The following is a 12,506-nucleotide window of genomic DNA, read 5'->3' as shown; positions in this document are numbered from 1 at the left end:
CCCTTACTTGGAGTAGAGCTCGACAATCAGGCTTTCGTTGATGTCGGCGGACAGATCACTGCGAGCAGGAACGTTCTTGAAAACGCCCGACTTCTTCTCAGTGTCTACTTCTACCCATTCTACGCGGCCACGTTGGGCACACAGATCGAGAGCTTGGACAATGCGAAGTTGGTTCTTTGCTTTCTCGCGAACAGCAACCACGTCACCAGCACGAACCTGGTAGGACGGAACGTTTACGGTCTGACCGTTAACGCTGATCGACTTGTGCGATACCAGCTGACGAGATTCGGCACGAGTAGAACCGAAACCCATACGGTATACAACGTTGTCCAGGCGGCATTCGAGCAGCTGCAACAGGTTTTCGCCGGTTGCGCCTTTCTTGCCAGCAGCTTCTTTGTAGTAGCCGCTGAATTGACGCTCGAGAACGCCGTAGATACGACGGACCTTCTGCTTTTCACGCAGTTGGGTGCCGTAGTCGGACTGGCGACCGCGGCGTTGGCCGTGGATACCAGGTGCTGCTTCAATGTTGCACTTCGATTCGATCGCGCGCACGCCGCTCTTCAGAAAAAGATCGGTGCCTTCGCGACGAGCGAGTTTGCATTTTGGACCAATGTAACGAGCCATTCTTTACAATCTCCTGGATTACACGCGGCGCTTCTTCGGCGGACGGCACCCGTTGTGCGGGATTGGCGTCACGTCGGTGATGCTGGCGATCTTGTAGCCACAGCCGTTCAAAGCGCGGACTGCGGATTCACGACCTGGACCTGGACCCTTGACGTTGACGTCGAGGTTTTTCAGGCCGTATTCCAGCGCAGCTTGACCAGCACGCTCAGCAGCTACTTGAGCAGCGAACGGGGTGGACTTGCGGGAACCGCGGAAACCCGAACCACCGGAGGTAGCCCAGGAAAGAGCGTTACCTTGACGGTCGGTAATGGTCACGATGGTGTTGTTAAAAGAAGCATGGATGTGGGCGATGCCATCAACCACTGTCTTTTTAACTTTTTTACGAGGACGAGCAGCAGGTTTTGCCATGATTAAATTCCTGTCGATTCGCTGGGGCGATTACTTGCGGATCGGCTTACGCGGACCTTTACGGGTACGCGCGTTGGTCTTGGTACGCTGACCGCGTACTGGCAGACCACGACGATGACGCAGACCGCGATAGCAACCGAGGTCCATCAAGCGCTTGATTTTCATGTTGATTTCGCGACGCAGGTCACCTTCAGTGGTGAACTTCGCCACTTCGCCACGCAGCTGTTCAATCTGCTCGTCGCTCAGATCTTTGATCTTTGCCGCTGGGTTGACCCCAGTCACTGCACAAATTTTCTGTGCAGTAGTGCGACCAACACCATAGATGTAGGTCAGCGAGATAACAGTATGCTTGTTATCTGGAATGTTGACGCCTGCAATACGGGCCATTCAGTGGGACTCCAATTGACAGCTACCTACGCCCCGGAAGCCAAGAAATAGGGCGCGAGATAATATCGCTGTAATAACAAATAATCAACCCGGCAGCGCACTAGCTGCCGGGCTTAAAGCACAATCACACTCAGCCTTGGCGCTGTTTGTGACGCGGTTCCGCGCTGCAAATTACCCGAACAACACCTTCGCGGCGAATAATCTTGCAGTTACGGCACAGCTTTTTCACCGATGCACGAACTTTCATCACCAACTCCTCGAACCTTATGGACGCTACTCAGCGCAACATGCCGCTGCCGTAGCCCTTCAGGTTGGCTTTCTTCATCAGGGATTCGTACTGGTGCGAAACGAGGTGCGATTGTACTTGGGACATGAAGTCCATCACAACCACGACCACGATCAGCAACGAGGTCCCGCCAAGGTAGAACGGTACGTTTGCCGCAACCACCAGGAACTGGGGCAACAGACAGACGGCCGTCATGTAAAGAGCACCGAACATGGTCAAGCGAGTCAGAACGCCATCAATGTAGCGCGCAGACTGCTCACCTGGACGGATGCCCGGAATAAAGGCACCGGACTTCTTCAGGTTTTCCGCTACGTCTTTCGGATTGAACATCAACGCCGTATAGAAGAAGCAGAAGAAAATAATCCCTGCACTAAACAGCAGAATATTCAACGGCTGACCAGGAGCGATCGACTGCGAGATGTCCTGCAACCAGCCCATACCTTCAGACTGGCCGAACCAGGCACCCAACGAAGCCGGGAACAGCAGGATGCTGCTCGCGAAAATAGCCGGAATTACGCCGGCCATGTTCACCTTCAACGGCAAGTGGCTGGTCTGCGCAGCAAATACCTTGCGGCCCTGCTGACGCTTGGCGTAGTGAACAGCAATACGACGCTGACCACGCTCAATGAACACCACGAAACCGATAATCGCTACTGCCAGCAGACCGATGGCAACCAGGGCGAAAATGTTGATATCACCCTGACGCGCAGACTCGAAAGACTGCCCGATCGCTCTCGGAAGACCGGCGACGATACCTGCGAAGATCAACATCGAGATACCGTTGCCAACACCACGCTCAGTAATCTGCTCACCCAGCCACATCATGAACATCGCGCCTGCCACAAAAGTGGTTACCGCAACGAAATGAAAGCTGAAGTCAGCAGTGAACGAAACGCCCTGCCCCGCCAAGCCGATGGACATGCCAATGGCTTGAACGAGAGCGAGGACGACAGTGCCGTAGCGGGTGTACTGGCTGATCTTGCGACGGCCAGCTTCACCTTCCTTCTTCAACTGCTCCAGCTGCGGGCTGACGGCGCTCATCAATTGCATGATGATCGATGCCGAAATGTACGGCATGATCCCCAGTGCAAAGATGCTCATCCGCTCCAGCGCGCCGCCGGAAAACATGTTGAACAAGCTAAGAATGGTCCCCTCATTCTGTCGAAACAGGTCCGCGAGTCGGTCCGGGTTGATACCTGGAACCGGGATGTGTGCGCCTATTCGGTAGACGATAATCGCCAGGAACAGAAAACGCAGACGAGCCCAGAGTTCAGACATACCGCCTTTGCCGAGCGCAGAGAGAGCACCTTGCTTAGCCATTTATTCCTCGAACTTGCCGCCAGCTGCTTCGATAGCCGCACGCGCACCTTTGGTGGCGCCGATTCCCTTTCCGATGGTGACAGCACGAGCAACTTCGCCCGACAGCATGATTTTCACACGCTGAACGTTCTGGTTGATCACGTTGGCATCCTTCAGGGACTGCACGGTGACGATGTCGCCTTCCACTTTGGCCAGCTCGGACAGACGCACTTCTGCGCGGTCCATGGCTTTCAGGGAAACGAAACCGAACTTCGGCAGGCGACGATGCAGCGGCTGTTGACCGCCTTCAAAGCCTGGAGCAATGGTGCCACCGGAGCGGGAAGTCTGACCTTTGTGGCCACGGCCACCGGTCTTGCCCAAACCACTACCGATACCACGGCCCGGACGATGCTTTTCGCGACGGGAACCCGGCGCTGGACTCAGATCATTGAGTTTCATCGATTAACCCTCGACACGCAGCATGTAGTAAGCCTTGTTGATCATCCCGCGATTCTCGGGAGTATCCAGGACTTCTACAGTGTGACCGATGCGACGCAGACCCAGACCCTTAACGCACAGTTTGTGGTTAGGGATGCGGCCGGTCATGCTTTTGATCAGCGTAACTTTTACGGTAGCCATGATCAGAAGATCTCCTTGACGCTTTTGCCACGCTTGGCGGCAATGGATTCAGGAGACTGCATTGCTTTCAAACCCTTGAAAGTGGCGTGAACCACGTTTACTGGGTTAGTCGAGCCGTAGCACTTGGCCAGAACGTTCTGAACGCCAGCAACTTCGAGGACAGCACGCATAGCGCCGCCAGCGATGATACCGGTACCTTCAGAAGCAGGCTGCATGTACACCTTCGAAGCGCCATGGGCAGACTTCATTGCGTACTGCAGAGTGGTGCCGTTCAGATCAACCTGGATCATGTTGCGGCGAGCAGCTTCCATTGCCTTCTGGATCGCAGCAGGCACTTCACGCGACTTGCCACGGCCGAAGCCAACACGGCCTTTACCATCACCCACTACGGTCAACGCAGTGAAAGTGAAGATACGGCCGCCTTTAACGGTTTTGGCTACGCGGTTAACTTGAACCAGCTTCTCGATGTAGCCTTCGTCGCGCTTTTGGTCGTTATTTGACATAACTTAGAACTCCAGCCCAGCTTCACGAGCAGCATCAGCCAGCGCCTTGACGCGGCCGTGGTACTTGAAGCCAGAGCGGTCGAAAGCCACCTGCGAGACGCCAGCGGCTTTTGCACGCGTAGCGACCAGCTGGCCAACCTTAGTGGCCGCGTCGATGTTGCCAGTGGCGCCATCACGCAGTTCTTTATCCAAAGTCGAGGCACTTGCCAGGACTTTGTTGCCGTCGGCCGAAATGACCTGGGCGTAGATGTGCTGCGACGAGCGGAACACGCAGAGACGCACGACTTCGAGTTCGTGCATTTTCAGGCGTGCTTTGCGAGCGCGACGCAGTCGAGTAACTTTTTTGTCGGTCATTTGCTATGCCCTACTTCTTCTTGGCTTCTTTACGACGGACGACTTCGTCCGCGTAGCGCACACCTTTGCCTTTGTACGGCTCTGGTGGACGGAAGTCGCGGATCTCGGCGGCCACTTGACCTACCAGCTGCTTGTCGATGCCCTTGATCAGGATATCGGTCTGGCTAGGAGTCTCAGCGGTGATGCCTTCCGGCAGTTCATAATCCACTGGGTGCGAGAAGCCAAGAGCCAGGTTCAGCACTGTGCCTTTTGCTTGCGCTTTGTAACCAACACCGACCAGCTGGAGCTTGCGCTCGAAGCCTTGGCTTACGCCTTGGACCATGTTGTTTACCAACGCACGAGTGGTACCAGCCATTGCGCGAGTCTGTTGATCGCCATTGCGAGCAGCGAAACGCAGCTCACCAGCTTCTTCAACGATCTCAACGGACGAATGGATGTTCAGTTGCAGAGTGCCCTTGGCACCCTTCACCGAAAGCTGTTGGCCTGCGAATTTGACTTCGACACCGGCTGGCAGCTTAACGGGGTTCTTAGCGACGCGTGACATGCTTATCCCCCCTTAGAACACAGTGCAAAGAACTTCGCCGCCGACACCGGCAGCGCGCGCAGCACGATCCGTCATCACACCTTTGTTGGTGGAGACGATAGACACGCCCAGGCCGCCGCGAACTTTCGGCAGATCCTCGACGGACTTGTACTGACGCAGGCCTGGACGGCTAACGCGCTTCACTTCCTCGATGACCGGACGGCCTTCGAAGTACTTCAGCTCGATGGACAGCAGTGGCTTGATTTCGCTGCTGATCTGATAACCCGCAATGTAACCTTCGTCCTTCAGGACTTTGGCAACAGCTACCTTCAACGTAGAAGATGGCATGCTTACGACGGACTTTTCAGCCATCTGGGCATTACGGATACGAGTTAGCATGTCCGCTAACGGGTCCTGCATACTCATGGGCTAGACGCTCCTAATACACAAAAAATTAGCCTTTCGGCTAGTACGTGTCGCCGAGCGCATCCGCGCAATAAAAACACGGGCTCAGGCGAGCCGGGTATTCTAGACACACCCCACAAATGAATCAAGCCCCAATAGGGGCTTGATTCATGTTCAAGGTCACCGACGGTCAGGATCTTGCGATCCCGAACGCCGCGACTTTGACAGTGCTTACCAGCTGGCTTTAACCAGACCTGGAACGTCACCACGCATTGCAGCTTGACGCAGCATGTTACGGCCAAGGCCGAACTTGCGGTACACGCCGTGCGGACGACCAGTCAGGCGGCAGCGGTTACGCATGCGCGAGGCGCTTGCGTCACGTGGCTGCTTCTGCAGGGCTACGGTAGCTTCCCAACGCGCTTCTGGACTTGCGTTCAGATCAACGATGATAGCTTTCAGCGCTGCACGCTTGGTGGCGTACTTGGCAACGGTGAGCTGACGCTTCAGCTCACGGTTCTTCATGCTCTTCTTGGCCATTTTCCTACTCCAATCAGTTGCGGAACGGGAATTTGAAAGCGCGCAGCAGTGCGCGACCTTCGTCATCCGTCCGAGCAGTGGTGGTCAGGGTAATGTCCAGACCGCGGAGAGCGTCGATCTTGTCGTAATCGATTTCCGGGAAAATGATCTGCTCTTTAACGCCCATGCTGTAGTTGCCACGACCATCGAAGGACTTGGCATTCAGGCCGCGGAAGTCGCGAACCCGAGGCAGGGAGATCGACAGCAGACGATCCAGGAACTCGTACATACGCTCACGGCGCAGGGTCACTTTGACACCGATCGGCCAACCTTCACGGACTTTAAAGCCAGCGATGGATTTCCGAGCGTAAGTCACAACGACTTTCTGACCGGTGATCTTTTCCAGGTCGGCAACAGCGTGCTCGATGACTTTTTTGTCGCCGATCGCTTCGCCCAGACCCATGTTCAGGGTGATTTTGGTAACGCGCGGAACTTCCATCACGTTCGAAAGCTTAAGTTCTTCCTTAAGTTTCGGTGCGATTTCCTTCCGGTAAATCTCTTTTAGTCGTGCCATGGTCTTCTACCTAGCAGTGTTCAAGCATCAACCGCTTTTTGGGTCGACTTGAAGACACGAATTTTCTTACCGTCTTCTACTTTGAAACCAACGCGGTCAGCCTTGTTGGTTTCGCCGTTGAAGATGGCGACGTTGGAAGCGTGCAGTGGCGCTTCTTTCTCGACGATACCGCCCTGTACGCCCGACATCGGGTTAGGCTTGGTATGACGCTTGACCAGGTTCAGACCACCAACAACCAGACGGTTGTCAGCAAGAACCTTCAGCACCTTACCGCGCTTACCTTTGTCTTTGCCGGCGATCACGATGATCTCGTCGTCACGACGAATCTTTTGCATGTCGGATCTCCTTACAGCACTTCTGGGGCGAGCGAGACGATCTTCATGAACTTCTCAGTACGAAGTTCACGGGTCACTGGCCCAAAGATACGGGTGCCGATCGGCTCTTGCTTGTTGTTCAACAGAACAGCAGCGTTGCCATCAAAGCGGATGATGGAGCCGTCAGCACGACGGACACCATGGCGAGTGCGGACTACGACAGCAGTCATCACCTGGCCTTTTTTCACCTTACCGCGAGGAATTGCTTCCTTGACGGTAACTTTGATGATGTCACCGATACCAGCGTAACGACGATGGGAGCCACCCAGCACCTTGATGCACATAACACGGCGAGCGCCGCTGTTATCGGCCACATCGAGCATGGATTGAGTCTGAATCATATAATTTCTCCGACCCCTAGCCCTTAGACTTCCACAGCGCGTTCGAGAACATCAACCAGCGCCCAAGACTTGGTCTTGGCCATCGGACGAGTTTCACGAATAGTGACTTTGTCGCCGATGTGGCACTGATTGGTTTCGTCGTGCGCGTGCAGCTTAGTCGAACGCTTAACGTATTTACCGTAGATCGGGTGCTTAACGCGACGCTCGATCAGAACGGTGATGGTTTTGTCCATCTTGTCGCTGACAACACGGCCAGTCAGCGTACGGACAGTTTTTTCGGCTTCAGCCATGATTACTTACCTGCCTGCTGGTTGAGCACAGTTTTCACGCGAGCGATGTCACGCTTAACTTGCGAGAGCAGATGAGACTGCCCCAACTGGCCAGTTGCTTTCTGCATACGCAGATTGAACTGGTCGCGCAGCAGGCCGAGCAGTTGCTCGTTCAGCTGCTGTGCTGATTTTTCACGAAGTTCATTCGCTTTCATCACATCACCGTCCGTTTAACAAAGGAGGTGGCGAGCGGCAGCTTTGCAGCAGCCAGGGCGAAAGCCTCACGCGCCAGCTCTTCAGAAACACCCTCGATTTCATACAGGACTTTGCCTGGCTGAATCTGGGCAACCCAGTACTCCACGTTACCCTTACCTTTACCCATCCGAACTTCGAGTGGCTTCTTGGTGACAGGCTTGTCCGGGAATACACGGATCCAGATCTTGCCGCCACGTTTTACGTGACGGGTCAGAGCACGACGCGCTGACTCGATCTGACGAGCGGTGAGACGACCACGAGCAACAGACTTCAGCGCGAACTCGCCGAAGCTGACTTTGCTACCGCGCAATGCCAGGCCACGGTTGTGACCGGTCATCTGCTTGCGGAACTTCGTACGCTTTGGTTGCAACATTTGGCGTACCCCTTACTTAGCAGCTTTTTTACGAGGCGCTGGTGCTTGTGGCTTCAGTTCTTCTTGGCGACCACCAATTACTTCGCCTTTGAAGATCCAAACCTTTACACCGATCACACCGTAGGTGGTGTGAGCTTCGTAGTTGGCATAGTCGATGTCGGCACGCAGGGTGTGCAGTGGCACACGACCTTCGCGATACCATTCAGTACGTGCGATTTCAGCACCGCCGAGACGACCGCTCACTTGGATTTTGATGCCTTTGGCACCAATGCGCATTGCGTTCTGTACAGCGCGCTTCATAGCGCGACGGAACATTACGCGACGCTCCAGCTGCTGAGCTACGCTCTGCGCAACCAGCATACCGTCGAGCTCCGGCTTGCGGATCTCTTCGATATTGATGTGCACAGGCACACCCATTTGCTTGGTCAGGTCCTGACGCAGTTTCTCAACATCTTCACCTTTCTTCCCGATAACGATACCTGGACGAGCGGTGTGGATGGTGATACGTGCAGTCTGCGCCGGACGATGGATATCGATACGGCTTACGGACGCGCTTTTTAGTTTGTCTTGGAGATACTCACGCACCTTCAGATCAGCGAACAAGTAGTCCGCATAAGTCCGACCGTCTGCGTACCAGACGGAGGTGTGCTCCTTGACGATTCCCAGGCGAATGCCAATGGGATGTACTTTCTGACCCATCTCTTCGACTCCGTTACTTGTCAGCAACCTTGACAGTGATATGGCAAGACCGCTTGACGATGCGATCAGCACGGCCTTTGGCACGTGGCATGATGCGCTTCAGCGAACGCCCTTCGTTGACGAAAACGGTGCTGACCTTCAGGTCATCAACGTCTGCGCCTTCGTTATGCTCGGCGTTGGCTACGGCCGACTCCAGCACTTTCTTCATGATCTCGGCGGCTTTCTTACTACTGAAAGCCAACAGGTTGAGCGCTTCGCCCACCTTCTTCCCGCGGATCTGGTCGGCGACCAAGCGGGCTTTCTGGGCGGAGATTCGAGCGCCCGACAACTTAGCGGCTACTTCCATTTCCTTACCCCTTAACGCTTGGCTTTCTTGTCAGCCACGTGCCCACGGTATGTGCGGGTACCGGCGAACTCGCCCAGTTTGTGGCCGACCATGTCTTCGTTCACGAGAACTGGGACGTGTTGGCGACCGTTGTGTACTGCGATGGTCAGACCGACCATTTGTGGCAGGATCATCGAACGACGCGACCAGGTCTTAACTGGTTTGCGATCGTTCTTTTCCGCCGCCACTTCGATCTTCTTCAGTAGGTGAAGATCAATAAAAGGACCTTTTTTCAGAGAACGTGGCACTGTCGTATCCCTCTATTTACTTGCGACGACGGACGATCATTTTGTCGGTACGCTTATTACCACGAGTCTTCGCGCCCTTAGTCGGGAAGCCCCATGGCGATACCGGATGACGACCACCAGAGGTACGACCTTCACCACCACCATGTGGGTGGTCAACCGGGTTCATGGCAACACCACGAACGGTTGGGCGAACGCCACGCCAGCGCTTGGCACCAGCTTTACCCAACGAACGCAGGCTGTGCTCGGAGTTCGAGACTTCGCCCAGGGTCGCACGGCATTCAGCCAGTACTTTACGCATCTCACCAGAACGCAGACGCAGGGTCACGTAGACACCTTCACGAGCGATCAGCTGAGCCGAAGCACCAGCGGAACGAGCGATCTGTGCGCCTTTACCTGGCTTCAATTCGATGCCGTGTACGGTGCTACCAACTGGAATGTTACGCAGTTGCAGAGCGTTGCCCGGCTTGATCGGTGCCAGGGCACCTGCGATCAGCTGGTCGCCAGCACTCACGCCTTTAGGGGCGATGATGTAGCGACGCTCGCCATCTGCGTACAGCAGCAGAGCGATGTGAGCAGTACGGTTTGGATCGTATTCGATACGCTCGACGGTGGCAGCGATGCCATCCTTGTCGTTGCGACGGAAGTCGACCAGACGATAATGCTGCTTATGGCCACCACCGATGTGACGAGTGGTAATACGGCCATTGTTGTTACGACCACCAGACTTCGATTTTTTCTCGAGCAGCGGTGCGTGAGGAGCGCCTTTATGCAGCTCCTGGTTGACCACCTTGACCACAAAACGGCGGCCAGGGGAAGTCGGTTTGCATTTAACGATTGCCATGATGCACCCCTTCCTTACTCAGCACTGCTGCTGAAATCGAGATCTTGGCCTGGCTGAAGGGAGATAACTGCCTTCTTCCAGTCATTACGCTTGCCCAGACCGCGAGCAGTGCGCTTGCTTTTACCCAGAACGTTCAGGGTAGTCACGCGCTCTACTTTCACGCTGAACAGGCTTTCGACGGCCTTCTTGATTTCCAGCTTGGTTGCGTCGGTAGCAACCTTGAAAACGAACTGGCCTTTCTTGTCTGCCAGAACCGTAGCCTTCTCGGAAACGTGCGGGCCAAGCAGAACTTTAAATACGCGTTCCTGGTTCATCCCAGCAGCTCCTCGAATTTCTTCACGGCCGACACGGTGATCAACACCTTGTCGTATGCGATCAGACTGACCGGATCGGAACCCTGCACGTCACGAACGTCGACGTGTGGCAGGTTGCGAGCAGCCAGGTACAGGTTCTGATCAACAGCGTCAGACACGATCAGGACGTCAGTCAGGCCCATGCCGTTCAGCTTGTTCAGCAGATCTTTGGTTTTCGGTGCTTCAACAGCGAAGTCCTGAACCACGACCAGACGATCAGTACGCACCAGCTCAGCAAGGATGGAACGCATTGCTGCGCGATACATCTTCTTGTTCAGCTTCTGGGAGTGATCCTGAGGACGAGCTGCGAAAGTGGTACCGCCGCCACGCCAGATTGGGCTACGGATAGTACCGGCACGAGCACGGCCAGTACCTTTCTGACGCCATGGGCGCTTGCCGCCACCGGAAACGTCGGAACGGGTCTTTTGCTGCTTGCTACCTTGACGGCCGCCAGCCATGTAGGCCACGACTGCTTGGTGAACCAGCGTCTCGTTGAATTCGCCGCCAAATGTCAGTTCGGAAACTTCGATCGCTTGAGCGTCATTTACATTTAATTGCATGTCAGCTTCCCCTTAACCGCGAGCCTTGGCTGCTGGACGTACAACCAAGTTGCCGCCAGTAGCGCCAGGAACAGCGCCCTTGACCAACAACAGATTGCGTTCAGCGTCCACGCGCACTACTTCGAGGGACTGCACGGTCACGCGCTCAGCGCCCATATGACCGGACATTTTTTTGCCCTTGAATACACGACCAGGAGTCTGGCACTGGCCGATAGAGCCTGGAACGCGGTGGGATACGGAGTTACCGTGGGTGTTATCTTGCCCGCGGAAGTTCCAACGCTTGATCGTACCCTGGAAGCCTTTACCTTTGGACTGACCGGTTACATCAACCAGTTGACCAGCGGCGAAGATTTCAGCGTTGATCAGATCGCCGGCCTGGTACTCGCCTTCTTCAAGGCGGAATTCCATTACGGTACGACCAGCGGCAACGTTCGCCTTGGCGAAGTGGCCAGCCTGAGCTGCTGTTACACGCGAAGCACGACGCTCGCCGACAGTGACTTGCACTGCACGATAGCCATCGGTCTCTTCAGTTTTGAACTGGGTGACGCGATTCGGCTCGATCTCAATGACCGTGACCGGAATGGAGACACCTTCTTCGGTGAAAATACGGGTCATACCGCATTTACGACCGACTACACCAATAGTCATGTTGTAAACCTCATGAGTGTACGGGGCTTTCACCCGCTATGGCCGCCCATTTCAGAGCGTTACACGACTAAGACCGAGTCTTAGCCGAGGCTGATCTGCACTTCCACACCGGCCGCAAGATCGAGCTTCATAAGAGCATCAACGGTTTTATCCGTTGGCTGGACGATGTCCAGAACGCGCTTATGAGTACGGATCTCGTACTGGTCACGCGCGTCTTTGTTGACGTGCGGGGAGACCAGAACGGTGAACCGCTCTTTACGGGTAGGCAGTGGAATTGGACCACGCACTTGAGCACCAGTACGTTTCGCGGTTTCCACGATTTCCTGGGTGGATTGGTCGATCAGGCGATGGTCAAAAGCCTTCAACCTGATACGGATTTGCTGATTTTGCATTGGATTTCAGACTCCGGCTGCTATTCCCACCGGGCGCAATACGCCCGTTAAAAGGAGGCGCAATTCTATAGACGCCCCTGATAGGTGTCAACCCAATAAAAAAGCCCCCGCTAAGCGGGGGCTTTTCAACTCATCAAGCTGACTCTGAAAGAGACTTACTCGATGACTTTGGCTACGACGCCAGCGCCGACGGTACGACCGCCTTCACGGATAGCGAAACGCAGACCGTCTTCCATCGCGATGGTCTTGA

General features: G+C 55.1%; 26 protein-coding genes and 1 pseudogene. All 27 read right to left on the bottom strand.

The genetic code is table 11. The features are described from left to right. Positions 1-3: 3 nt before the first annotated feature. A complete protein-coding gene (gene rpsD, locus BM300_RS21945) occupies positions 4-624 on the bottom strand; it encodes a 30S ribosomal protein S4 (protein ID WP_003176404.1) in 621 nt (206 codons plus the stop codon). Between the two features lie 18 nt (positions 625-642). Continuing rightward, entirely contained in the window at positions 643-1,032 is a 390-nt protein-coding gene (gene rpsK, locus BM300_RS21940; RefSeq protein ID WP_002555466.1) for a 30S ribosomal protein S11, read from the bottom strand. A 30-nt stretch (positions 1,033-1,062) separates the two neighbouring features. Beyond that, complete coding sequence (rpsM, locus tag BM300_RS21935) at positions 1,063-1,419, bottom strand: 30S ribosomal protein S13 (RefSeq protein WP_003186020.1); 357 nt, start codon at positions 1,417-1,419, stop codon at positions 1,063-1,065. A 130-nt stretch (positions 1,420-1,549) separates the two neighbouring features. Then, entirely contained in the window at positions 1,550-1,666 is a 117-nt protein-coding gene (gene rpmJ / locus BM300_RS21930; RefSeq protein ID WP_002555468.1) for a 50S ribosomal protein L36, read from the bottom strand. A gap of 30 nt (positions 1,667-1,696) precedes the next feature. Continuing rightward, positions 1,697-3,025 carry a preprotein translocase subunit SecY gene (secY, locus tag BM300_RS21925; protein WP_003186029.1) on the bottom strand — a complete coding sequence of 443 codons (1,329 nt, stop codon included), beginning with the start codon at positions 3,023-3,025 and terminating at the stop codon, positions 1,697-1,699. Beyond that, a complete protein-coding gene (gene rplO, locus BM300_RS21920) occupies positions 3,026-3,463 on the bottom strand; it encodes a 50S ribosomal protein L15 (protein ID WP_063324140.1) in 438 nt (145 codons plus the stop codon). It abuts the gene before it with no gap. A gap of 3 nt (positions 3,464-3,466) precedes the next feature. Continuing rightward, entirely contained in the window at positions 3,467-3,643 is a 177-nt protein-coding gene (rpmD, locus tag BM300_RS21915; RefSeq protein ID WP_003186033.1) for a 50S ribosomal protein L30, read from the bottom strand. Between the two features lie 2 nt (positions 3,644-3,645). Beyond that, positions 3,646-4,146 (bottom strand): 30S ribosomal protein S5, encoded by a 501-nt coding sequence (gene rpsE / locus BM300_RS21910; RefSeq protein ID WP_003186035.1) that lies wholly within the window; start codon positions 4,144-4,146, stop codon positions 3,646-3,648. Between the two features lie 3 nt (positions 4,147-4,149). After that, on the bottom strand, positions 4,150-4,500 hold the full coding sequence (gene rplR / locus BM300_RS21905) for a 50S ribosomal protein L18 (protein WP_003186037.1): 351 nt from the start codon (positions 4,498-4,500) through the stop codon (positions 4,150-4,152). A gap of 10 nt (positions 4,501-4,510) precedes the next feature. Beyond that, the gene (gene rplF / locus BM300_RS21900; RefSeq protein ID WP_003186039.1) at positions 4,511-5,044 is read right to left on the bottom strand and encodes a 50S ribosomal protein L6; all 534 of its coding nucleotides are present in this window, start codon (positions 5,042-5,044) and stop codon (positions 4,511-4,513) included. 12 nt (positions 5,045-5,056) lie between these two features. Beyond that, positions 5,057-5,449, bottom strand: coding sequence for a 30S ribosomal protein S8 (gene rpsH / locus BM300_RS21895; protein WP_017848802.1), 393 nt, complete (start codon positions 5,447-5,449; stop codon positions 5,057-5,059). A 210-nt stretch (positions 5,450-5,659) separates the two neighbouring features. After that, a complete protein-coding gene (gene rpsN / locus BM300_RS21890; protein ID WP_003186042.1) occupies positions 5,660-5,965 on the bottom strand; it encodes a 30S ribosomal protein S14 in 306 nt (101 codons plus the stop codon). 13 nt (positions 5,966-5,978) lie between these two features. Then, a complete protein-coding gene (gene rplE / locus BM300_RS21885; protein ID WP_003186044.1) occupies positions 5,979-6,518 on the bottom strand; it encodes a 50S ribosomal protein L5 in 540 nt (179 codons plus the stop codon). Between the two features lie 20 nt (positions 6,519-6,538). Beyond that, positions 6,539-6,853, bottom strand: a complete 315-nt coding sequence (rplX, locus tag BM300_RS21880) for a 50S ribosomal protein L24 (protein WP_003186046.1) — start codon at positions 6,851-6,853, stop codon at positions 6,539-6,541. Between the two features lie 11 nt (positions 6,854-6,864). Beyond that, positions 6,865-7,233 (bottom strand): 50S ribosomal protein L14, encoded by a 369-nt coding sequence (gene rplN / locus BM300_RS21875; protein ID WP_002555479.1) that lies wholly within the window; start codon positions 7,231-7,233, stop codon positions 6,865-6,867. Positions 7,234-7,256: 23 nt separating this feature from the next. Next, positions 7,257-7,523 carry a 30S ribosomal protein S17 gene (gene rpsQ, locus BM300_RS21870; protein WP_003194644.1) on the bottom strand — a complete coding sequence of 89 codons (267 nt, stop codon included), beginning with the start codon at positions 7,521-7,523 and terminating at the stop codon, positions 7,257-7,259. A gap of 2 nt (positions 7,524-7,525) precedes the next feature. Beyond that, positions 7,526-7,717, bottom strand: coding sequence for a 50S ribosomal protein L29 (rpmC, locus tag BM300_RS21865; RefSeq protein WP_002555481.1), 192 nt, complete (start codon positions 7,715-7,717; stop codon positions 7,526-7,528). Further along, the gene (rplP, locus tag BM300_RS21860) at positions 7,717-8,130 is read right to left on the bottom strand and encodes a 50S ribosomal protein L16 (RefSeq protein WP_003186052.1); all 414 of its coding nucleotides are present in this window, start codon (positions 8,128-8,130) and stop codon (positions 7,717-7,719) included. The genes rpmC and rplP overlap by 1 nt, the downstream gene beginning before the upstream one ends. 12 nt (positions 8,131-8,142) lie before the next feature. Continuing rightward, entirely contained in the window at positions 8,143-8,829 is a 687-nt protein-coding gene (rpsC, locus tag BM300_RS21855; protein WP_003176422.1) for a 30S ribosomal protein S3, read from the bottom strand. Positions 8,830-8,842: 13 nt separating this feature from the next. Continuing rightward, complete coding sequence (gene rplV / locus BM300_RS21850) at positions 8,843-9,175, bottom strand: 50S ribosomal protein L22 (RefSeq protein WP_003103908.1); 333 nt, start codon at positions 9,173-9,175, stop codon at positions 8,843-8,845. Between the two features lie 11 nt (positions 9,176-9,186). Next, positions 9,187-9,462 carry a 30S ribosomal protein S19 gene (rpsS, locus tag BM300_RS21845; RefSeq protein ID WP_002555486.1) on the bottom strand — a complete coding sequence of 92 codons (276 nt, stop codon included), beginning with the start codon at positions 9,460-9,462 and terminating at the stop codon, positions 9,187-9,189. A 16-nt stretch (positions 9,463-9,478) separates the two neighbouring features. Further along, positions 9,479-10,303 (bottom strand): 50S ribosomal protein L2, encoded by an 825-nt coding sequence (rplB, locus tag BM300_RS21840; protein WP_003186055.1) that lies wholly within the window; start codon positions 10,301-10,303, stop codon positions 9,479-9,481. Positions 10,304-10,317: 14 nt separating this feature from the next. Beyond that, positions 10,318-10,617: a 50S ribosomal protein L23 gene (rplW, locus tag BM300_RS21835; protein WP_002555488.1), complete on the bottom strand. Its 300-nt coding sequence runs from the start codon at positions 10,615-10,617 to the stop codon at positions 10,318-10,320. Next, positions 10,614-11,216: a 50S ribosomal protein L4 gene (gene rplD, locus BM300_RS21830; RefSeq protein ID WP_003186057.1), complete on the bottom strand. Its 603-nt coding sequence runs from the start codon at positions 11,214-11,216 to the stop codon at positions 10,614-10,616. Before rplD ends, rplW begins: the two co-directional genes overlap by 4 nt. Before the next feature lie 12 nt (positions 11,217-11,228). After that, a complete protein-coding gene (gene rplC, locus BM300_RS21825) occupies positions 11,229-11,864 on the bottom strand; it encodes a 50S ribosomal protein L3 (protein ID WP_003186059.1) in 636 nt (211 codons plus the stop codon). Positions 11,865-11,944: 80 nt separating this feature from the next. Next, the gene (gene rpsJ / locus BM300_RS21820; RefSeq protein WP_003186070.1) at positions 11,945-12,256 is read right to left on the bottom strand and encodes a 30S ribosomal protein S10; all 312 of its coding nucleotides are present in this window, start codon (positions 12,254-12,256) and stop codon (positions 11,945-11,947) included. A 155-nt stretch (positions 12,257-12,411) separates the two neighbouring features. Then, positions 12,412-12,506, bottom strand: a pseudogene (locus BM300_RS21815) (elongation factor Tu); the annotation flags it as partial.

It is taken from the genome of Pseudomonas sp. NFACC46-3, from assembly GCF_900114515.1.
GTDB lineage: Bacteria > Pseudomonadota > Gammaproteobacteria > Pseudomonadales > Pseudomonadaceae > Aquipseudomonas > Aquipseudomonas fluorescens_Q.
The sequence above is the reverse complement of the archived record's forward strand: the minus strand, read 5'-3'. Positions and strand labels throughout refer to the sequence as shown.

Bases quoted from the DNA above. Each gene is read 5' to 3' on its own strand.
- rplR (WP_003186037.1), bottom strand. From the start codon at position 4,500: ATGACCGACAAAAAAGTTACTCGACTGCGTCGCGCTCGCAAAGCACGC.
- rpsJ (WP_003186070.1), bottom strand. From the start codon at position 12,256: ATGCAAAATCAGCAAATCCGTATCAGGTTGAAGGCTTTTGACCATCGC.
- rpsC (WP_003176422.1), bottom strand. From the start codon at position 8,829: ATGGGTCAGAAAGTACATCCCATTGGCATTCGCCTGGGAATCGTCAAG.
- rpmJ (WP_002555468.1), bottom strand. From the start codon at position 1,666: ATGAAAGTTCGTGCATCGGTGAAAAAGCTGTGCCGTAACTGCAAGATT.
- rpsE (WP_003186035.1), bottom strand. From the start codon at position 4,146: ATGTCAAATAACGACCAAAAGCGCGACGAAGGCTACATCGAGAAGCTG.
- rpmC (WP_002555481.1), bottom strand. From the start codon at position 7,717: ATGAAAGCGAATGAACTTCGTGAAAAATCAGCACAGCAGCTGAACGAG.
- rplO (WP_063324140.1), bottom strand. From the start codon at position 3,463: ATGAAACTCAATGATCTGAGTCCAGCGCCGGGTTCCCGTCGCGAAAAG.
- rplD (WP_003186057.1), bottom strand. From the start codon at position 11,216: ATGCAATTAAATGTAAATGACGCTCAAGCGATCGAAGTTTCCGAACTG.
- rplW (WP_002555488.1), bottom strand. From the start codon at position 10,617: ATGAACCAGGAACGCGTATTTAAAGTTCTGCTTGGCCCGCACGTTTCC.
- rplV (WP_003103908.1), bottom strand. From the start codon at position 9,175: ATGGAAGTAGCCGCTAAGTTGTCGGGCGCTCGAATCTCCGCCCAGAAA.
- rpsK (WP_002555466.1), bottom strand. From the start codon at position 1,032: ATGGCAAAACCTGCTGCTCGTCCTCGTAAAAAAGTTAAAAAGACAGTG.
- rplC (WP_003186059.1), bottom strand. From the start codon at position 11,864: ATGACTATTGGTGTAGTCGGTCGTAAATGCGGTATGACCCGTATTTTC.
- rpsN (WP_003186042.1), bottom strand. From the start codon at position 5,965: ATGGCCAAGAAGAGCATGAAGAACCGTGAGCTGAAGCGTCAGCTCACC.
- rplB (WP_003186055.1), bottom strand. From the start codon at position 10,303: ATGGCAATCGTTAAATGCAAACCGACTTCCCCTGGCCGCCGTTTTGTG.
- rpsD (WP_003176404.1), bottom strand. From the start codon at position 624: ATGGCTCGTTACATTGGTCCAAAATGCAAACTCGCTCGTCGCGAAGGC.
- rplP (WP_003186052.1), bottom strand. From the start codon at position 8,130: ATGTTGCAACCAAAGCGTACGAAGTTCCGCAAGCAGATGACCGGTCAC.
- rpsQ (WP_003194644.1), bottom strand. From the start codon at position 7,523: ATGGCTGAAGCCGAAAAAACTGTCCGTACGCTGACTGGCCGTGTTGTC.
- rplF (WP_003186039.1), bottom strand. From the start codon at position 5,044: ATGTCACGCGTCGCTAAGAACCCCGTTAAGCTGCCAGCCGGTGTCGAA.
- rplX (WP_003186046.1), bottom strand. From the start codon at position 6,853: ATGCAAAAGATTCGTCGTGACGACGAGATCATCGTGATCGCCGGCAAA.
- rplE (WP_003186044.1), bottom strand. From the start codon at position 6,518: ATGGCACGACTAAAAGAGATTTACCGGAAGGAAATCGCACCGAAACTT.
- rplN (WP_002555479.1), bottom strand. From the start codon at position 7,233: ATGATTCAGACTCAATCCATGCTCGATGTGGCCGATAACAGCGGCGCT.
- rpsH (WP_017848802.1), bottom strand. From the start codon at position 5,449: ATGAGTATGCAGGACCCGTTAGCGGACATGCTAACTCGTATCCGTAAT.
- secY (WP_003186029.1), bottom strand. From the start codon at position 3,025: ATGGCTAAGCAAGGTGCTCTCTCTGCGCTCGGCAAAGGCGGTATGTCT.
- rpsM (WP_003186020.1), bottom strand. From the start codon at position 1,419: ATGGCCCGTATTGCAGGCGTCAACATTCCAGATAACAAGCATACTGTT.
- rpmD (WP_003186033.1), bottom strand. From the start codon at position 3,643: ATGGCTACCGTAAAAGTTACGCTGATCAAAAGCATGACCGGCCGCATC.